The organism is Chromobacterium haemolyticum, from assembly GCF_009936155.1.
Classification (GTDB): domain Bacteria; phylum Pseudomonadota; class Gammaproteobacteria; order Burkholderiales; family Chromobacteriaceae; genus Chromobacterium; species Chromobacterium haemolyticum.
Genome location: NZ_AP019312.1, coordinates 1,248,706 through 1,268,144, shown reverse-complemented (window position 1 = coordinate 1,268,144; position 19,439 = coordinate 1,248,706). Strand labels below are relative to the sequence as shown.

At 63.0% G+C, this 19,439-nt stretch carries 17 protein-coding genes; 4 read left to right on the top strand and 13 right to left on the bottom strand.

Annotated features, from left to right (window positions below):
* Positions 1 to 13: 13 nt before the first annotated feature.
* The 4 genes from GYH29_RS05965 to GYH29_RS05950 all read right to left on the bottom strand — a co-directional run bounded on the left by GYH29_RS05965 (position 14) and on the right by GYH29_RS05950 (position 9,506).
* Positions 14 to 4,951 carry a hemagglutinin repeat-containing protein gene (locus GYH29_RS05965; protein ID WP_161523358.1) on the bottom strand — a complete coding sequence of 1,646 codons (4,938 nt, stop codon included), beginning with the start codon at positions 4,949 to 4,951 and terminating at the stop codon, positions 14 to 16.
* A gap of 244 nt (positions 4,952 to 5,195) precedes the next feature.
* The gene (locus tag GYH29_RS05960; protein ID WP_019101775.1) at positions 5,196 to 6,836 is read right to left on the bottom strand and encodes a ShlB/FhaC/HecB family hemolysin secretion/activation protein; all 1,641 of its coding nucleotides are present in this window, start codon (positions 6,834 to 6,836) and stop codon (positions 5,196 to 5,198) included.
* A gap of 292 nt (positions 6,837 to 7,128) precedes the next feature.
* Complete coding sequence (alr, locus tag GYH29_RS05955) at positions 7,129 to 8,196, bottom strand: alanine racemase (RefSeq protein WP_114155213.1); 1,068 nt, start codon at positions 8,194 to 8,196, stop codon at positions 7,129 to 7,131.
* Positions 8,197 to 8,198: 2 nt separating this feature from the next.
* Positions 8,199 to 9,506 carry a D-amino acid dehydrogenase gene (locus tag GYH29_RS05950; protein ID WP_043641071.1) on the bottom strand — a complete coding sequence of 436 codons (1,308 nt, stop codon included), beginning with the start codon at positions 9,504 to 9,506 and terminating at the stop codon, positions 8,199 to 8,201.
* 136 nt (positions 9,507 to 9,642) lie between these two features.
* Between GYH29_RS05950 and GYH29_RS05945 the strand changes: the two genes are divergently transcribed.
* The 3 genes from GYH29_RS05945 (at position 9,643) to GYH29_RS05935 (ending at position 12,067) form a co-directional block, all read left to right on the top strand.
* Positions 9,643 to 10,131, top strand: coding sequence for a winged helix-turn-helix transcriptional regulator (locus tag GYH29_RS05945; RefSeq protein ID WP_019100787.1), 489 nt, complete (start codon positions 9,643 to 9,645; stop codon positions 10,129 to 10,131).
* Between the two features lie 268 nt (positions 10,132 to 10,399).
* Positions 10,400 to 11,527: a methyl-accepting chemotaxis protein gene (locus GYH29_RS05940; protein WP_161523357.1), complete on the top strand. Its 1,128-nt coding sequence runs from the start codon at positions 10,400 to 10,402 to the stop codon at positions 11,525 to 11,527.
* A 72-nt stretch (positions 11,528 to 11,599) separates the two neighbouring features.
* On the top strand, positions 11,600 to 12,067 hold the full coding sequence (locus GYH29_RS05935) for a YbaK/EbsC family protein (RefSeq protein ID WP_043594590.1): 468 nt from the start codon (positions 11,600 to 11,602) through the stop codon (positions 12,065 to 12,067).
* Positions 12,068 to 12,735: 668 nt separating this feature from the next.
* On the opposite strand, the gene GYH29_RS05930 is transcribed toward GYH29_RS05935, so the two are convergent.
* The 8 genes from GYH29_RS05930 to GYH29_RS05895 form a co-directional block, all read right to left on the bottom strand.
* The gene (locus GYH29_RS05930) at positions 12,736 to 13,932 is read right to left on the bottom strand and encodes a tryptophan--tRNA ligase (protein WP_043594592.1); all 1,197 of its coding nucleotides are present in this window, start codon (positions 13,930 to 13,932) and stop codon (positions 12,736 to 12,738) included.
* Between the two features lie 82 nt (positions 13,933 to 14,014).
* Complete coding sequence (locus GYH29_RS05925) at positions 14,015 to 14,653, bottom strand: site-2 protease family protein (protein ID WP_019101805.1); 639 nt, start codon at positions 14,651 to 14,653, stop codon at positions 14,015 to 14,017.
* A 47-nt stretch (positions 14,654 to 14,700) separates the two neighbouring features.
* On the bottom strand, positions 14,701 to 15,321 hold the full coding sequence (locus GYH29_RS05920) for an L-threonylcarbamoyladenylate synthase (protein WP_019101806.1): 621 nt from the start codon (positions 15,319 to 15,321) through the stop codon (positions 14,701 to 14,703).
* A gap of 12 nt (positions 15,322 to 15,333) precedes the next feature.
* A complete protein-coding gene (locus tag GYH29_RS05915; RefSeq protein WP_043594594.1) occupies positions 15,334 to 15,900 on the bottom strand; it encodes a dihydrofolate reductase family protein in 567 nt (188 codons plus the stop codon).
* Entirely contained in the window at positions 15,897 to 16,760 is an 864-nt protein-coding gene (locus GYH29_RS05910; protein WP_043594597.1) for a 3',5'-nucleoside bisphosphate phosphatase, read from the bottom strand. Before GYH29_RS05910 ends, GYH29_RS05915 begins: the two co-directional genes overlap by 4 nt.
* 2 nt (positions 16,761 to 16,762) lie before the next feature.
* On the bottom strand, positions 16,763 to 16,951 hold the full coding sequence (locus GYH29_RS05905; protein WP_019101808.1) for an oxidoreductase-like domain-containing protein: 189 nt from the start codon (positions 16,949 to 16,951) through the stop codon (positions 16,763 to 16,765).
* A complete protein-coding gene (locus tag GYH29_RS05900) occupies positions 16,948 to 17,163 on the bottom strand; it encodes an RNA-binding S4 domain-containing protein (RefSeq protein WP_043594600.1) in 216 nt (71 codons plus the stop codon). The genes GYH29_RS05905 and GYH29_RS05900 overlap by 4 nt, the downstream gene beginning before the upstream one ends.
* Positions 17,164 to 17,363: 200 nt before the next feature.
* Entirely contained in the window at positions 17,364 to 17,927 is a 564-nt protein-coding gene (locus tag GYH29_RS05895) for an AAA family ATPase (RefSeq protein WP_019101810.1), read from the bottom strand.
* Here GYH29_RS05895 and GYH29_RS24545 point away from each other — a divergent pair.
* Positions 17,818 to 18,210: a hypothetical protein gene (locus GYH29_RS24545; protein WP_162533437.1), complete on the top strand. Its 393-nt coding sequence runs from the start codon at positions 17,818 to 17,820 to the stop codon at positions 18,208 to 18,210. The genes GYH29_RS05895 and GYH29_RS24545 overlap by 110 nt on opposite strands.
* Positions 18,211 to 18,416: 206 nt before the next feature.
* On the opposite strand, the gene GYH29_RS05890 is transcribed toward GYH29_RS24545, so the two are convergent.
* Positions 18,417 to 19,415, bottom strand: coding sequence for an asparaginase (locus GYH29_RS05890; protein ID WP_118268161.1), 999 nt, complete (start codon positions 19,413 to 19,415; stop codon positions 18,417 to 18,419).
* Positions 19,416 to 19,439 lie beyond the last annotated feature (24 nt).

The following is a 19,439-nucleotide window of genomic DNA, read 5'->3' as shown; positions in this document are numbered from 1 at the left end:
TGGATCGAACGCCTTACTTGCTCTGAATGCCGCCTTGTACCACGGTCGACGTATTCTGATGTTCGGCGCGGATCAGCGGCGCCTTGCCGGAAGTCACGTCGCTGACAGCCTGTTTCAGAATGCCGGACGGCGTGCTGTTCAGCTTGACCCCGCCGCCGCCGTTGTAGCGCTCAGTGGCGATATCGGTGGTTTCCACTTTGGATTCGCCCAGGTCCACCTTGCCGTTGGCGGACGAAACGGTCGCGCCGGTCAGCTGGGTCTTTCCGCCCACTTGCAGCGTCACGCCGTCTGCGCCGGCGATACCGGTGACGGTACCCACCGAGTTGTCGCGTTTGACGCTGACGTCCACATCGGCCTTCAGCTCGGTGCCCTTGTCCTGGGCATTCAACAGCTTGTCCTTCAGCGTATTGCCGCCTTTGCGCGCCAGAGTGTCCAGCGTGCCGGACTTGGCCGGTCCGGAAATCGGCTGCTCGGGCAGGGTGACGGTTTCACTGTTGACGTTGAAGCTCACCGCATTAGTGGTGTCTTCCTTCAGGCCCTTGTTGAAGGCGAAGCGTTCATACTTCTCCTTCACCTTGTCGGACGCGGCGTTGACCAGCTCGGTGCCCTTCTCTTTCACCTTGTCCTTCAGCGGGCCGGCTTTGTCGGCGGCCTGGTCAACCAGGCTGGCTTCCTTGCCGTTGGAGCTGTTGGCGCCCAGCGACACATCCACCTTCACGCTATTGTCGCGGTCCTGACGGCTTTCCAACGCCAGTTGGCCGCCCACCTGGCCGGTGACGGTCTTGCCGCTGACATTGGCGCCGGCCAGGGTGGCATTGCCTTCGACGTTCAGCTCCACTTGCTGCTTGGCGGTCACGGCGGCGTTGGCGTTGCTCAGCTTGTCCTGCTGGTCCACCTTCACCTCCAGACCGGCTTTGACGTCATGCACATTCTTGGTGCTGTCAGGCTTGATCTGACCGTTTTCCTTATCGCTGCTGGCCTTGTTGCCGCCGCCGATATTGCCGGCCACGCTCCAGTTGTTGCGCTGGCTGCTGGACTGCGCCGACTCCAGGCGGACATCGCCCTGGCTGTCCAGTTTGACGCTGTCGCCCTGCAACTGGGTGCCGCTCAGGCGGACGCCGCCGTTGCCGGCTTCTACGCTGGCTTGGCCGCCGCTGATCACGCTGCCGCCTGCCTGGCTGCGACTGGACTCGTCGGTGCTGGCGTAATTGCCGCCGGCGCCCACGTTGAAGCCCTTGCTTGCCTTCTCTTGACCGTTGCTCTGGCTGCCGCCGGCTTTGACATCGAAGCCCCACTCGCTGCCGGATTTGTCGGCGCTGGATTCGGCTGCCTTGAACTCCACCTTGCCACCCTTCAGCGCCACGTCGCCGCGGCTGGCGATCTTGTCGCCCTGCAGGGCCAGCTTGCCCCCGGCCGTCAATGCCACGCCGGCATCGGCGTCCACGCCGCCGGTCACGGCGACACTAGAGTTGGCTTGCTGCTTGTCCACGTTCACCGCCACCCCGCCGCTGCCGCCGACATTCTTGCCGCCGCCTTCGATCGGGCTGGTGGTGATGGCCAGGTTGGCCTTGCCGCCCACGGTGCGCTGCTCGCTGCTACTGGTGTTGTTCGCCTGGGTGAAGCTCAGGTCGCCGCCTGCGTTGACGCTGGCCGCGCCCTTGCCGCCGGCGATGGCTACGCCCTGATAAGCAGCGTTGTTGTCCACCTCCACCTTGACGCCGTTGCCGGCGCGGATGCCGCCGGTCACCGCGGTGGAGCTGGACGAAGCGCTGGTCACCGTGCTGCCGCTTCCTGCCGCCTTGACGTTCACGTCCTCGCCGGTGGTGGTGTAGACGCGCACGCCCACATCCGCCTCGGTCTTGCTGCCGCTCTGGCTCTGGGTATTGGCCGCGGCGGTGAACTGATGGCTATCCGCCTTGATCTCTACCGTGTTGCCGGCCTGGTACTGGGTCCCCTGGTCAGTGAGCCCGGCCTTGGCGTCCACCTTGATGTTGCCGCCATTCAGGCTGCTGGCCTGCGCGGTGCTGGACTGGCGGGTCTCAGTGCCCACGCCGGCCTTAACGCCAAGATCCACGCCCAGATTGGCCGCGCCCAAATCGCCTGCGGCGCCGGCCGCTCCGATCACATCGCCCTTGGCTACTTTTTCACCAGCCGCCACCAACGGACGGGTCACGCCGCCGTAATCGGCGTTGACGCCCACTTCCACGCCCCAGTGGCTGCTGTCGGTAGTGGTTTTCTGGGTGCTGTTGGCCGCCTGGTTGTCAATGCGGCCGCCGGCCAGCTTGATGTCGCCGTCAGCCTTGACCTGGGTGCCCTGATTGCGGATTTCGCCGTCGCCGTTTCCGGCTACGATGCTGACACCCCCCTTGGAGCTGATGGCGCTGACCTGGGCGGTACTGCTCTCGGACTGGCTACGGCTGTTCTTCTGGTCCACGCCCAGCGCCACGCCGGTCTTGTCCAGGCCGGCGTCGATATAGATGCCGCCGCCGGTGACGCTGCTGCTCTTGCTTTCCTTCACGGTGTCCTGCGCCGCGTTCAGGCTGACGTTCTGACCGCTGAGGGCCGCGCCGCCGGCGCCGGCGTTCAGCTTGGAGCCGGTCACCGTCAGATCGCCCTGGGCGTTGAGCGCCACCTTGTCGCCGGACAGCGTCGCCGCCTGGTTCTGGGTCGCGTCGCGGTCCACGCTGCTGCTACTGTGCTCGATGCGCACGCCGCCGCGGTACTGCTTGTCCCCGGTGACCTCGCCAACGCCGCGCAAGGCCAGCTCGGTATCCTTGCTCTCGACCGTGTCGCGGGTCTGCGACGCCGCCACCTTGATGTCGCCGTTGGCGGTTACGTTCAATTCGCCGCCGGCTCGCACCTGGCTGCCGCTGATCGCCACGTCCTTGGCGGACTGGATGGTCAGATTGGTGTCGGACTTCAGCTCGGCGTTGACCGCTTGCTGTTGGCTGGCATTGCCCTTGCTGCTGCTCTTGGTGATGTTGAAAGCGGTGCCGCTGCGCTGATCGGTACGGGTTTGCGATTGATCGACCACGCTATCAATACTGATGTCGCCGTTGCGGCTCACCGCCACCGCATTCTGCTCGCCGCGGGCGCGGCTGCCGGCAATGGCCACGCTGTCGCCGCGCAGCGTCAGCTTGCCGCCAGCGGTCAGATCGCTGCCGGTGTTGACGGTATCGGTCTTGCCGTTGTCGCGGTTGCCCCCGCCGCCGATGCCGCCCCAGTAAACCTGGTCGTTGCGCTGGCTATTCTGGTTTGTCGTCTGCTGCACGCCCAGGCCGAGCGCGCCGCCCGCGTCAAGGGAGGCGTCGCGGCCGGCGGCCAGCTTGGTCGCCTTGGCGTCAATATCGCCGCGGGCGCGGATATCCAGATCACGCCCGGCGCGCAGCTGGCTTTGCGCCAGACGCTGTTCGGTGGACGCGTTGTCCCAGGAACCTGTTTCCAGGCTGGCGCCGTCGTTCTTGCGGTTGCCCCGGTCGCTACGGGTGTCGGTTTCCGTCACCCCGCTCAGCTTCACGCCGCCGTCGGCCTGCAAACGGATGTCCTGGCCAGCGCTGACGCTGCCGCCGCGAATGGCGATCTGGCCGCGCGGCTGCGCGCCGTCCGCCGCCTGATTGTCCGCCGCCGGCGCCGCCGCGATCAGCGTGGCATCCTGCTCGGCGCGAATGCGCACGCCTTCCTGACGCTGACTGGTTTCACTCTGGTCGCGGTTGTACGCCCAAGAATTTTTCCAGGCGTGATTGCTGCTGCTGGACGCGCTTTCCGCTACTTGGCTATCCAGCGTCAGATCCTTGCCGCTAAGCGCCACATTGCGGCCGCTGATGTCGGTGGCGGCCAAGGTCGCCGCGTCGCCGGCGCTAAGTGTCACATCGTCGCGCGCGCTGATGACGCTGCGCTTGATGCGGGTGTCGCTGCTATTGCTGGCGGTATTGGTCTCGCCGGTTTTCCAGATGAACCAGCTCTCGTCGTGGCCGCTGTCTTGAGCGGTGGAGGTTTCCGCCCGCCCACGGCTGTCTATTTGCCGCGCGGCCAAAGCCACCTTGCCTTCGCTGGCGCGGATCTGCGCGCCTTCCAGCGCCAGTTTGCCCTGGCGCGCCTCCACCGACACTTCTTGCGCGCCGTTCAGGCTACCGCCCACATTGACGCCCGCGCCGTCCGCGGTGCTGATGATGTTGATGCGGCCGGCCTGCATCGCCCCCAGAAACACACTATCCAGCGAGCCCACGCCCTCAGGCGCCTTGTCGCTGCGCAGCACCTTGGCGTCCTTGCCTTGGTAATCCACCAAGTTGAAGCCGGCGCGGACATTAAGCTGCTCGCGCGCGGCCACATTGCCGCGCACATCAATGCGCGGCGCGATCAAATCCAACACATTGACGCCGCTCAGACCGGCGCCGTTAACGGTGAGCGCGTTGCCGTTCATCGCCGCCTGCAGGGAGGCGATGGCCCCGTTCTCGATATTGGCGTTGCCCACCAGCAGAGATGCGCGCGGGGTGTTGATAAAACCGCAGCCGCTGCACGTGATGCCGTTGGGGTTGGCCAGCACATAGTCGGCGGCCTTGCCGAACACTTCCTGCTTGCCCAACAGCAAGGACGGATTACGGCTGATCACCTCGTTCAAGATCACGCTGGCTTCGCGTCCGCCCAGCAGCGCGTTGGCGCCCAGCTGGCCGGCCAATTGCGACTGCCCGCCAACGGCGGAGTTGTTGAACACCGCGCCCGGTTTGCCGACGTTGAAATCCTGGTACTGGTTATGCGACAGACCCGCGGCGCTGGGCGCCACGATATTGACCACCGCCGCGCCGTTGGCAGCGTTGCTCACTTGCGGCTGCGCGCCGTTGCCCCCGGCGACGATGCCGGCCGCCATCGCGGCCTCCACCGCCCAAAACGCCAGTGTCAGCGCCGCGGCGACTTTCCCCGTTACCGATAAGCCGAAATTTATTTTTTTCTTCATGATTTGAGTCCCGTTCATTCAGAGAACAAGCAGATTCGGTCCAAAACCGTCTTTCCAGACAACCCATGTTCCGCGGGCTGAGCCGGCCTGCCAGCCGGGCCCATCCAATGAAACATGCGTTTGATTTCGAATCTACGTCTCTTTTTAAATCAATTCAAATGAAATACTGCCAATATCGCTTAGTCGCTTTCGCGGTTAAATTCTTTCAAAAAATTTCCATGTCGAAAAATAAATACCAAAAGCATCACCAGGACAATGCAAACCTGGCGAACAGCTGATGGCCTTCCTGCTGCCAACCCGCGGGCTTGTACAAGGGCCGGCTGTATTCCAGATCCAGACTGGCCTTGCGATAGCTGAAGGCCAGACCCAGGCTGGCCCCGGCAATGCTTTGCCACTGCTGAACCGAGCGATGCGGCAGCACCCGGCCTCCGTCCAGACCAATCCGCGGCGTCACGCCGACGCCGGCCGCCTCGAAACGACGCGACAAGGTGTTGCGCCAAGACCAGCCGGTTTCTCCGGCCAGGGTATTGCGGCGGAAACCGCGCACCGCACTGGCGTCGGACACATCCATCTGCTCGACGCCGGGCAGATAGTCACGGCTGGTCTGCCCCGTTAGCGCGCTGTTGAGCTGATAAGGCCCGCCGGGCAGACCCAGGCTTTGAAACCAATTCAGCGAAGCCTTCCACTTGGTGAACTGCGGATTGGGGCCGTCCGGCGCACGCGGGTCCGACGCGCTGGCGCCCAGCCAGCGCGTGCCGCGCTGCACGCCGGCGTCGGCGATCAACACGCCGCCGCTGAGTAATTGCAAGCGAGACAAACCCAGCTCGGCCACGCTCAGCGTGGGGCTGGTGATCTCGATCTCGCTGTCGAGAAAGTAATTGCGCACCCGCTTGTGCGTCAGTTGCGCCATCAGCGAGGTGGTCTGGTCCTGGCTTCGGCTCAGTACCCGGTCCACTCGCAGGCCGCTCTGCGCGGTGCGGCCGGACAAATTCACCGCGCTGTACTGCAATTGCAGCGGGTTCAGATAATCTGCGCGGCTGGCGAAGGCGCTGAAAGTCCAATAGCCATAGGGCAGAGAGTAAAACAGCGATTCGCTGCGGCTATGCCGCACCGCGTTGTCGTTGCTGGTGCGCTGCGCCGACACGCTGACGAAGTCGGACAAACCCAGCGGGCTGTCCCAGGACAGACCCAGGCCAGCCTGAACCCGGCCCGTGCTGTCGCGGCCAGTGTTGTCGGCGTTGAAGCTCAAGCGCCAGGGCGCATCCTTGTTGTTGCGCAAACTGAGGATGGAACCGCCGACGGTTTCGCCGGGCAAGATATCCAGCGTCGCCTTGCTGGACGGCAGCCGGTTGGCCTGGTCCAGCCCCTGGTCGGCGTCGTGGATGTTCAGCGGCCGGCCGACCACGCCGGGAAACAAGGTGGCCGGGTTGCTGCGACTATCGTCGCTGACGATTTTCTCCACCCTGCCTTCATGCACGCGCAAGGTCAGCACGCCCTGCTCGTCCGGCCCTTCGGCCGCCACGCGCGCGGCGATATAGCCCTTCTTCAGATAGAGCTGGGTCAAGGCGCGGCTATAGCGGTTCAGCTCCTCGTTGTTCAGGCAATCGCTGGCCAGTTCGCCCAGAGAAGCCACTTCCTTACGGCTCAGCAGCTTGATGCCGGCCAGACGCACGCCCTTGACGCGCAGGCAATCCAGCTCGCTCATGTCCGCGGCTTGCGGCCGCCGCATCATATTGCTGTCCGGCTGCATTTGCCGCAGCCGATGTTGCTGGATGATGGCGTCGAAGCGGCGGCTGTTGTCCTGCAACAGGCGCCGCGAATCGTTTTCCATTTGCTGATGCATGCTGCCAGACATGCCGGGCACTTCCGCGGCCTGCGCCGTCATGCCCCAACAAACGATCCCCGCCATCCGCCAGAACTGGGCTGGAGATGGGTTTTTATATTTAATCATCATCGGATTCGTAACTATTTTTAAATAAAGGAAAACAGAAATTCCATGACGCGTCCAGACTAATGAGAATAATTATCAAATAATGACACTATTACCCAGCCTTGATGCCAGCCTTGCGGCATCAGCGCAACACAAAATGCAATATAAATAAAAAAACCCGGCCAGTGGCCGGGCTTTCCTCTTAGTCGTTTGATTATGAAATATCTTTCAGAAGATCAGAAAAAACTTATTCGAACACAAAGTGGGCGCGCTTGATATTGCACAGCAATTCATAGGCAATGCTGCCGGCGGCGGCGGCCACCTCGTTGACCGATACCGTATCCCCCCACAACTCCACCTCGCTGCCAATGCCCGCGGCGGGCAAGTCGCTCAAATCCACGGTGATCATGTCCATTGACACTCTGCCGATGATGCGCGAACGGCGGCCGTCCACCGCCACCGGGCTGCCGCTGGACGCCAGCCGCGGATAACCGTCGGCGTAGCCCCCGGCGATCAGGCCCACCCGAGTAGGCCGATCGGTGACAAAGTTGTTGCCGTAGCCGATAGGCTCGCCGGCGGCCAGTTCGCGCACGCCGAAGATCCGGCTGCTCAGCCGCATCACCGGTTTCAGCGCATCGCCTTGCGGAAAACCCGCCGGCAAAGGGCTGGCGCCGTAGAGCAGGATGCCGGCGCGCCCCCAGTCGCGACGCGACCGCGGATGGCACAGGATGCCGGCGGAATTGGCCACGCTCTCCTCCCCCGGCAAGCCCGCGGTGGCGGCGTCGAAGGTTTCGATTTGCGCCAGCGTCATCGGCACCGTCGGCTCGTCGGCGCGGGCGAAATGGGTCATCTTGACGATGCTCTCCGCCTTGCCGCTGGCCTGCAGCCGTTCCCAGGCCGCGCGGTAATGCTGCGGCAGGAAGCCCTCGCGATGCATGCCGCTGTCCAGCATTAGCCAGACTCGGAACGGCGCGGCCGGCTGCGCTTCTTCCAACATGCGCAGTTGCTCTTCGCTCTGCACCACCAGCCACAGCCGGTGGCGCTCGACCTCTGCCAGCTCGGCCGCCTCGAACACGCCCTCCAACAGCAGAATGGGCGCGCTCACGCCGGCGGCGCGCAGTTGCAACGCTTCCTCCAGACAGGCGACGGCGAAACCGTCGGCGACATCGGCCAGCGCCTGGGCGCAACGCGCCGCGTCGTGGCCGTAGCCATTGGCCTTCAGCACCGCCAATACCCGCCCGCCATGCTGACGCTTGGCCAGCAGGTAGTTGTCGCGCAGGTATTGGGTGCGAATGGCGGCGATCAGCGGCCGCATGCTCAAGCGCCCGCCACGGCCGGACGAGCCGCCGGCACCACCAGGGTTTCGCCCTGTTTGGCGTAGCGCTGCATGGACAGGCCGTCCAGGCTGATCTCCGGCTTGGCGCCGGTGATAATGTCGGCCAGCACCTTGCCGGAGCCGGCCCCCATGGTCCAACCCAGGGTGCCGTGGCCGGTGTTCAGCGACAGATTGGCGAAGCGAGTGCCTCCCACGATGGGAGTGCCGTCCGGCGTCATCGGACGCAGGCCGGTCCAGAAGCTGGCGGCCGGGATGTCGCCGCCATTCGGGTACAAATCGCCCACTACCATTTCCAGCGTTTCGCGACGGCGCGGGTTCAGCGACAAATCGTAGCCGGACAGCTCGGCCATGCCGCCGACGCGGATGCGATCATCGAAGCGGGTGATCGCCACCTTGTAGGTTTCGTCCAGCACCGTGGACACCGGCGCGCCGGCCGGGTTGGTGATCGGCACCGTCAGCGAATAGCCCTTGACCGGGTAGACCGGAATGTCGATGCCCAGCGATTTGACCATGTCGCGGGAGAAGCTGCCCATCGCCACCACGTAGTGATCCGCGGTCAGCAAATCGTCGCCGACACGGATGCCGGTAATGCGCTTGCCGTCGCTCTCAATGCCGTCCACAGTCACGCCGAAGCGGAATTCCACGCCCTTGGCGCGCGCCATCTCGGCCAGGCGCGCGGTGAACAGATTGCAGTCGCCGGTTTCGTCATTGGGCAGTTGCAGGCCGCCCGTCAGCTTGTGCTTGACGCTGGCCAGCGCCGGTTCCACCTCCGCGCAGCCGTCCCGGTCCAATACTTTGAAGTCCACGCCGCACTCCTTGAGCACGGCGATATCCTTGCTGACGCCGTCCACTTGAGCCTGGCTGCGGAACAGCTGCAGCGTGCCGCCCTGGCGCGCTTCGTAGCCGATCCCGGTTTCTGCGCGCAGCTCTTTCATTTTGTCGCGGCTGTATTCGGCCAGACGCATCATCCGGCTCTTGTTGACCGCGTAAGCGTCTTCATTGCAATTGGCCAGCATCTTGGCGATCCATTGCAGCTGATACAAGCTGCCGTCCGGCTTCACCGCCAACGGCGCATGGCGCTGGAACAGCCACTTGGCCGCCTTCAGCGGAATGCCCGGCGCGGCCCAGGGCGTGGAGTATCCGGGGGAAATCTGGCCGGCGTTGCCAAAACTGGTTTCCAGCGCCACGCCCTCCTGACGCTCCAGCACCGTCACCTCGCAGCCCGCCTTGGCCAGATACCAAGCCGTGGACACGCCCAACACACCGCCGCCCAGCACGATCACCTTCATTTTCTCTCTCCGTTTGCAGCACTACATGTCTATAGTGATTTTGCGTAGTATATTAATGAAACACTGGGTTTTTTCACCAAAGTATCGTCAGACTACAGATTTTTAAACTGCAAAATTTTATATACACAGTGAAAACATGAAGAAAAGCGCAAGCGGCGATAAGGCACTGGATAAAACCGATCTGAAAATCCTGCGCCTGCTGCAGAAAAACGGCCGCATCTCGATGACGGAACTCTCTGAAAAGGTGGGACTTTCCACCACGCCGTGCACCGAACGAGTTCGTCGAATGGAACGCGACGGCATCATCGAAGGCTATTACGCCCGCCTCAATCCGCATGCGATGGGCGCGGCGCTGTTGGTCTTCGTGGAGATCAAACTGGAGGCCAAATCCGGCAATATTTTCGACGCCTTCCGTCGCGAAATCATGCGTATCCCGGAAATTCTGGAATGCCACCTGGTGTCCGGCGAATTCGACTACCTGATCAAAGCGCGCATTCCGGACATGTCGATGTACCGCAAGCTGCTGGGCGACATCCTGCTACAACTGCCGTCTGCCAAGGAGTCCAAAAGCTACGTGGTGATGGAAGAGGTCAAGGAGACCCTGCTACTGCCTCTGGGAGAATAAATAAGCCGTTTAAAATCCAAGACTTGCATTTGATTTAAATCAAAAAAGTCTTGCATTCCCCTCCCATCTAAGCCAAACCACAAGCAGCGGTTTCTTGAGTAAAAACACGTAGAACCTGCTCGAAGGCTCGCGGGCTAGAACGAGACGAGACGAAAACGGCTGAAGAAGCGGAACGTACCTGGGGTACATCTGCATTCTGAAGCGGTTTTCTACGTCGTATCGCGAACGCGCAGCAGCCTTCCAACAGGTTTGCAGGCGGGAGATGAGGATGTTCGGCTTCATGAAAGCGGTGGACAAAACCGCGGACACGGCGCGGCAGGTGCGCCAGTTGGAAAGCGTGCTGGACCACGCCGATAATCTGATCATGCTGTGCGACACCAGCCGCGACAACGTGATCTTCTACATGAACAAGACCGCGCGCGACATCCTGGGCCGACACCGGGAAATGATGAACCAGAAATTCCGAGCCGGGGTCGACGTCAATCACGCTCATGGCCACAGCATTCATCAGTTCCACCAAAATCCGGAGCACAACCGCCGCATCCTGGCCGACCTGGCCAGCCGCAAGATAGACCAGCACATCGCGATGATTCCGGTGGGCGAGGTGATGTTCAAGACCAAGGTATTCCCAATCTGGGACTCTGCCCATCCCGACCAACTGCTCTGCTTCATGGCCAGCTTCCAGGACGTGTCCGCCGAAATCCGCGCCCAAGAATTGCAGGACCATGGCAACCAGCGCCGCGAATTCCTGGAGGCGCGCGTCAACGAGCTCTCCGATAATATGCAAGCGATGAGCGCCACGATAGAAAACGTCGCGGTGCAGACGTCATCGGCTTCCGAATCCGCGGACCTCATGCTGGGCGAGGCCAAAAAAAGCGTGGCCATCGTCAACGACACCAGCCAGAGCATGCAGCAAGTGGGCAATATGGTTCGCCAAACCGCCGACAGCCTGATGTCGCTGGGCAAACGCTCGGAAACCATCGGCCAGATCGTCAACGTGATCAAAGACATTGCGGATCAGACCAATCTCTTGGCCTTGAACGCGGCGATCGAGGCGGCGCGAGCCGGCGAGATGGGACGCGGCTTCGCCGTGGTGGCGGATGAAGTGCGCAAACTGGCCGAGCGCACCACCAAGGCCACCCAGGAAATCGGAGACATGATCCGTGCGATCCAGGGAGAAGTGCAGCAAAACGTCCGCGCCATTGAACTGGGGCGCGACCAGGTGCAAACAACCGAAAGCGACTTCCAACGGGCCGAAGCCGCACTACACACCATCGTTGGCGAGATCAACACCATGCGCAATTTCGTGGTGGAAATCGCCAACGCCTCGGAAGAACAGGCTGCCACCTCGCAGGATATTGCCGATAAGCTGAGCGACATCACCCGGCAAAACTGAAGTAAAAACGCTTCACAAGCGAAGGATGGGGCGGAATAATTAAACGCTCCACCCTTTCGCTTTGAGGCCACCATGAGCTTAGCGTCCGTCCAGGCGTTTTTCGCCGCCCGTCAGCTGGACATCCCCATCATAGAGCTGGAAGTCAGCACCGCCACCGTGGCGGAGGCCGCCGCCGCCCACGACGTGGAGCCCGGCCGCATCGCCAAGACGCTGGCCTTCCGCCTGAACGACGGCCGCGATGTGATCCTGGTCGCCCGCGGCGACGCCCGCATCGACAACCGCAAATTCAAGGACGCCTTCGGCAAGGGCAAGATGCTGCCGCCGGACGAGGTGGAGGCCATCACCGGCCATCCGGTGGGCGGCGTCTGCCCGTTCGGCCTCGCCACCGAGCTGCCCATCTATCTGGACGTATCCTTGCAGGCCTACGACGAAGTGCTGCCGGCCGCCGGCGCCGTCCACAGTGCGGTGCGCTTGTCGCCGCAGCAGCTGCACCACATCACCCAGGCCGACTGGGTGGATGTGTGTCAGGCTTTTGTCTAGGAAGCAGTTACGCTCCGCTGTGCATCGTCCTAAGCCGTGCTGCCGAACCGATGCAAAAAGCCGCCGTTTGTCGCCAAACGACGGCTCAAGCTTTCCCGCGGCGGAATCCCCGCCGCCTGCCACGCCAGGCCAGCGCGCTATTGAGACGCCCGCGCATCCCAACCAAGGCACCGCCACCGTCTTGCCATGCGGCGCGGCGACATACAGGCCGGGCAGGCGCAGCCAGGAGTCAGCGCTTAGGCGCGGCGGTAGCCGGCTTTCAGACTGTCAGGGTCAAGGGAAAACAAGGTTCGCGGAACGCGATTCGAATCAATCATGATGAGGTCTCCGATATGGGTTAAGCCTGCTTCCCGCTGTCAAACGGGAGCGGCAGGCGCCTGACAGGGTTGACAGACCGGCATATCGGAACCGGTAGCCCACGAGGAGCTCCCTGCCAGCGCCTGCCATGTACGCGTGCGCCGACACAGACAATGCCGCGCGGTGGCGGCAGTCTGCCGATAAGTTTGGAGCTGTCAAACCCACTTGTGCCGAGATTGCGACGGCACGCGGGGATTGTTGGCGAGGCGGATGGATAAGTCAAGACAGCGTGGTCCGCGCCGCCGGCGTCCGCCATGCCAAGAAAAACGCCCGGCAAGCCGGGCGTTTCGCATCCATCCAGACGAAGGCGCTCAGTAGCCCAGCCCCATCGCTTCCTTGACGTCCTGCATGGTGGCGCGCGCCACTTGCTCGGCCTTGGCGTTGCCGGCGGCCACCACTTCCTTGACTAGCTTGGGGTTGCTCAAATACTTCTCAGCGCGTTCAAACATCGGCTGCTGTTCGCGGAGTACGCCGTCTATCACCGGTTGCTTGCAGTCCAGGCAACCAATGCCGGCGCTGGTACAGCCCTGCTTCACCCATTCGCGGGTATCGGCGTCGCTGTACACCTGGTGCAGCTGCCATACCGGGCATTTGTCCGGGCTGCCCGGATCGGTGCGGCGCACGCGGGCCGGATCGGTCGGCATCGCCCGCACTTTTTTGGTAACGGTGGCCGGGTCTTCGCGCATGGTGATGGTGTTGCCGTAGGACTTGGACATCTTCTGGCCGTCCAGACCCGGCATCTTGGACGCCTCGGTCAGCATCGCCTCGCATTCGGCCAGAATGCTCTTGCCCTTGTTCTCCAGCCAGCCGAACAGCCGCTCGCGATCGGCAGCGCCCAGGTTCTGGCTGGCGGCCAGGATCTCGCGCGCGCCGGCCAGCGCCTCGGCATTGCCGTCTTGCAGATAGGCGGTGCGCAGGCGGTCGAACTCCTTGCCGCCCTTGCCTATCTTCTTCACCGCGGCGCGGGCCAACTCTTCGAAGTTGGGCTCGCGGCCAAACAGGTTGTTGAAGCGGCGCGCCACTTCGCGGGTCAGTTCGATGTGCGGCACCTGGTCTTCGCCCACCGGCACCAGGCCGGCCTTGTAGATCAGGATGTCGGCAGCCTGCAGCAACGGGTAGCCGAGAAAGCCGTAGGTGCCCAGGTCCTTGGTGGACAGTTTTTCGATCTGGTCCTTGTAGGTGGGCACGCGCTCCAGCCAGGACAGCGGGGTCACCATGGACAGCGCCAGGTGCAGTTCCGCGTGCTGCGGCACTTTGGACTGGATGAAAACAGTAGCCTGCTCCGGGTCCACGCCGGCGGCCAGCCAATCTATCACCATGTCCCACACGCTCTTGCCGATGATGGAGACGTCGTCGTAATTGGTCGTCAGCGCGTGCCAGTCCGCCACCATGAAGTAGCAATCGTGGGTGCTTTGCAGCTGCACCCAGTTCTTGATCACGCCGTGGTAATGACCAAGGTGCAGGCTGCCGGTGGGGCGCATGCCGGAAAGAATGCGGTTGGCGAACATATATGAATTCCGTTTCGGGTAATAAGCGCAACAGCGCCGGAAACGAATTCCGGCGCGTCAGGATTAGTGTGAACCGGGCGCTTTAAATCAAGGCGCGCACCAGCCCGTACATCAAACCGTAGAACGGCCGCAAAATGGTGGTCAGCAGGCCGGTGGCGATCAAGGCCAGCAGCACCCACATGCCGTAAGGCTCCAGCTTGGAGTACTTCCAGGCCATGCCTGGAGGCAGAAAGCTTTCCACGATGCGGCCGCCGTCCAGCGGCAAGATGGGCAGCAGGTTGAGCAGCATCAGCGAGATATTGATGCCAATGCCGGCCTGACTCATCAGCGCCAGCGGTTCGCTATAGCTGGTATCCATGCCGATGGCCAGCTTGAACAACAACACCCACAGCAGGGTCATCAGCAGGTTGGCGGCGGGCCCGGCGGCGGCCACCAGCCGGCCATGTTCGCGCGGCTTGCGCAAAGCGCCGAAGTTGACCGGCACCGGCTTGGCCCAGCCGAAGATGAAGCCACCCAGCGTCACGGACAGCAAGGGCAGCAGCACGGTGCCGATCGGGTCGATATGCTTGAGCGGATTCAGCGTCATCCGCCCCATCATATAGGCGGTGCTGTCGCCGAAACGGCGCGCGGCATAGGCGTGGGCGGCCTCGTGCAGCGTGATGGCGAACAACACCGGCAGCGCGTAAATTGTGATTTTCTGGATCAGATTAATATCGCCCATGATGTCTCTTGTGGGTTGAAAACAGTGTAGTGAGGCAAAGGCGGCGCTTATAGACCGAACAGCGCCGGATCACCCTTGCCGCGGCGCAGCAGTTCCACGCCCTCGGTCATATCGATCACGGTAGTGGGCTCGGTGCCGCACCAGCCGCCGTCTATCACCGCATCCACCGCGTGCTCCAGCCGCTCGCGGATTTCATACGGGTCGGTCAACGGCTCCCCGTCGCCGGGCAGCATCAGGGTACAGGACAAAATCGGCTCGCCCAGCTCCTCCAGCAAGGCCAGCGCCACTTTGTGATCCGGCACACGCAGCCCAATGGTGGAGCGCTTGGGGTGCAGGGTGCGACGCGGCACTTCGCGAGTGGCTTGCAGAATGAAGGTATAGCTGCCGGGAGTGGCGGCTTTCAGCATGCGGAACTGGCTGTTGTCCACCTTGGCGTAATTGGCCAGTTCGGACAGATTGTGGCAGACCAGGGTCAGATGATGGCGCAGGTCCAGCTGGCGGATATCCAGAATGCGTTCCATCGCGGGCTTGTCGCCCAACATACAGCCCAGCGCGTAACAGGAGTCGGTGGGATAAACCACCACCCCGCCCTCGCGCAGGATCTTCACCGCTTCGCGCACCAGCCGTGCTTGCGGGTTATCCGGGTGGATCATGAAAAACTGTGCCATGGCGCGTTCGCCTCAGAGCTGCTCTGCGGCTTCCGCCGCGCGATTGATCAAATAGCTGCTTTGCAACAGGCCGCTGGCATAAGCCCGCGTGCTCTGGTGTTGCAGCCTGATGTCGCCATCCAGGCCGCTGAATAACGGGATACCGGCCCCCAACAGCGCCGGCACTCGGTTGAGAATCAGCCGGTCCAACAGACCGGCGCGCAGGAAAGCGGACACCAGCCGGCCACCGTCCACATAGACATGGCGTGCGCCAGAAGTCCGTAGATCCGCCAGCAGGCGTGGGGGTGCCGCGGCGCTTAATTCCACCTGCGAGCGCAGCGCCGCCGGTATATCGGCCGGCTGCAGGCTACGGCTGGCCACGACCACGCGCAGGCCGACATAGGGCCACTCGGGAAACGACAGTACTTTGCGGAAGGTGGCGCTTCCCATCAGCAATACGTCCACTGTCGCCATGAAGTCGGCGTAGCCGTAGTCCTCGTCTTCACAGGCCACTTGCTCCAACCAGTCCAGCGCGCCGTCTGCGCGCGCTATGAAACCATCTAGGCTGGTAGCGAGATAGGCGCTGGTGCTCAAGCTCATGCGAGGGTCTCCGGGTGAATGATGCGCGCGGCCAGCGCGTCCCAAATGGGTTTGCAGATCGGCGGCAGGTCGTCGGTGCGGCCGACGTCGCGGCCGCCCTCGCCAGGCGCGTGGAAATCGCTGCCGGCGCTGGAGTACAGCTCGTGACGGGCCGCCAACAAGGCGAACTTGTGCATATCGTCCAGGCTATGGCTGCCGCTGGCCACTTCGATGCCGCGGCCGCCGGCCAACTTGAAGTCGTTGATCAGCCGCTCGATCAAGGTACGGCCCATATCGTAGCGGCCAGGGTGGGCGATCACCGCCTCGCCGCCGCCGGCGCGGATCCAGCCCACCGCGTCCTCCAGGCTGGCCCATTCGTGCGCCACGTAGCCGGGCTTGCCCGGGGTCAGGAATTTACGGAACACGGTGCGCACGTCCTTGACCTGCCCGCTATTGACCAGGAAGCGGGCAAAATGGGTGCGGCCTATCATTTCCGGGTTGTCGCACAGCGCCATCGCGCCTTCGAACGCGCCTTGTATGCCCACCTTGATCAGTTCATCCGACATCTGCCGCGCGCGGTTGACGCGGCCGTCGCGGATGGATTGCAGGCCGGCGGCCAGCGTCTCCTGTTCCGGATCAATGCCCAGACCGACGATGTGCACGGTGTGCTTGCCCCAGGTGACCGAAACCTCGACGCCGTTGAGGAAGGCCAGGCCCCGCCGCGCCGCCTCGGCCCGCGCCGCGGCCAAGCCGTGGGTGCAGTCGTGGTCCGTCAGCGCCACTAGCGTGGCTTCGCGCTCTGCGGCGCGCGCGATCACCTGCTCCGGCGGCAAAGCGCCGTCGGAAGCGTGGGAATGGAAATGCAGATCGATGCTGGCCATGCTCATTGTCCGTTGGCGGCGGCCTGGCGCGCGGCTTCGCGCAGTTCCCAGGCTGCCAGTTTGGCGCGGTATTCCGTCATCAGCGCGTTATAACTGTCCCAGATGCACGGGTCGCAGCCGCTGCCGCAGCAAGCGTCATCCGGCGGGGGCTCTGGCGCCTCCGGCGGCGGGTCGAAGTCGTCGTCGTTCATGGCGCCGCGACGCGGATGGAAAAGCCCTCGCCGCTCACCTGCTGACCCGCGCGGATCTTGCAGGTCTTGCGCAGTTCCACCTGACCGTCCACCCGCACATTGCCTTCGGCGATGAAATGTTTGGCGGCGCCGCCGGAATCGCAAACATTGCAGATTTTCAGCAGGTCGCACAAGGCGATGTATTCGCCGCTCAATTCAAAGGTTTCATTCATTTTTGCACACTCGATTGGGACAGGGCTGTGAGCGGGCTGTGGACAAGAACCGCAGCGCCTTCATTTTTCACGCCTTTTTACTGTCGCTTATTTTTTAATCTATTGCCGACATCTATCCACGCCATGGCAGGACAAGCTTGTGGGCCTGTTGTGGATAATTGCGGCAATTTGCTGAATTTCCAGCGCTTTCTTCTTGCCGGTCAAAATTTAGGCAATTCACCCGGCCAAATCGCGGCCAGCGCGGCTAGCGCCTGGGCCATGCGCTGTTCGTGCGCGCCGCTCACCCTGGTGGCGTCAATGCCCGCCTCTTCCAGCGCCTGCCGGTAGAGCCCGAACAACCAGTCGCGTTGAGTCGGGTGGCTGCGCAGCGGATCCGGCTCCCAAGGAATGTCCGGCTCGGCCAGCAGAGTCAAGGCGTAATCGCCAGGCCGGTACAGCTCCAACAAGCCCGGGCTGCAGCGCCCATGCGCCACCTCGCTCCAGATCTTGCAATTCAATGCGGTGGTGTCGCACAACAAGACTTGGACGTCGGCGGCCAATGCCTGTTCCGCCGCCAACTGTCCTCGCGCCACTTCCTCAATAATCTCCGGCGTGGAACGATACGGACGCGTGGCGAAATAGTCGCGCGCGTATTCCGGCGCCCAGGCGGCGGCAATGCCCGATGCATTCAACGCGGCCGCCAGCGCGCGCGCCAACGTGGTCTTGCCGCAAGACTCCGGCCCAACAATGGCGATCTTCAACGGCCGTGTCGCGCCCTTGAACATACCGCTGCTTTCAAAATACGGAAAAGCGGTCAATTATACGCCGCTTGCCGCGCTATCAACAGCCGGGCAGCTGTTCTCAACAAGCAGAGGGGACAGCCCTGTGCGCCAACTGTGGACAAGGAAGCTAAGCCCTTGCCGCGAAATGGATTTGTCCGCATTGATCAAAAAACAGGCAAATCACGGGATTACTCACATCCAGCGTGAAAAGCCATGTGGGACAATTGTGGATAAGACAGCCAAGTCCTTGTTCCGCCAAGCGCATTTTCGGCCGCTCATTTTTTAGGCAAAACAGCACGCCCCCTCATGACATAGCGGTAAGAAAACACCAGCTCCGGCCATAGCTGGCCGCCGTCGGTCGCCCTGCCGCTTGCCCACACCCAAGGTGCAAAGCCATGTGGGCGAGCTGTGGACAAGCGCGACAAGGCCCTGAAAAACCGACACAAAAAAAGGCCGCTCAAAAAATGAGCAGCCCGAGTAGTGAACGGCGTTTTAATGCGCGCTCATCTCGCCACGCAGGGGCCTGGCCAGTTGCGCAGCTAGTTGCGGGCCACTAAGACCGGCGGACAGCAACACGTGCAACTTGGCAAGCGCCGCCTCCGGCGTCAGGTCCGCCCCCGCCACCGCGCCGGCGCGCGCCAGCGGCTGACTGGCGGCGTAAGCGCCCACTTCCACCGCCCCCCTCGGCGCCTGCGTGATGTTGAGCACCGCGCCGCCCCGCGCGGTCAAGGCCTTCACGCCATTCAATAGCGCCGGATCTGCCGGCGCGTTGCCGCTGCCGTAGCTCATCAGCACCGCGGCGTCCAAGGCAGGGTCCGCCATCAGGCGGCCGGCCAGCGCCGCGCCCTGGCCCGGACTCAGGAACAGGCAGGCGATGCTCAGATCCTCGCGCAGCGCCTTCGGCTGAAATTCTCCCTGCCCCGGCAACCAGACAGCCTTGTTCCAATGAGGATGGATGGCGAAGCGGGCCAGCGGCTCCGCATTGGGCGAGCCGAAGCCGGCGAAATGCTCAACGTCCAGCTTGCGCGCGCGGCTGCCGCGCAGCAGCAGGCGGTCGAAGGCGATGGCGACTTCATGCAGCGCTGGCTGGCAGGCCGCTTCCAGCGCGTCGGCCACATTGTTCCAGCCGTCGGAGCGAGGATGCAGCAAAGGCAGCTGCGCGCCGGTCAGCACCACCGGCTTGGCCAGGCCGCGCAGGGCGAAGGCCAGCACGCCTGCGGTATAGGCCATGGTGTCGGTGCCGTGGATGACGACGAAGCCGTCGTAGTCGCCGTAACGCTCGGCCAACGCGGCGATGATGCGGTTCCAGTGACGCGGCTCGATGGCGGAGGAATCGATCAACTCGTCGAATTCGACTACGTCGAAATCTAGGCCGGGACGGCGAAAGCGTTCCAACAGCCCGGGCAACAGGCCCGGCGACGGCGCCAGGCCGTCCGGGGTTTCGGTCATTCCGATGGTGCCACCGGTATACAACACTAAAACGCGGCTCATGTGGTCTCCTGCAAACAGTGTCCA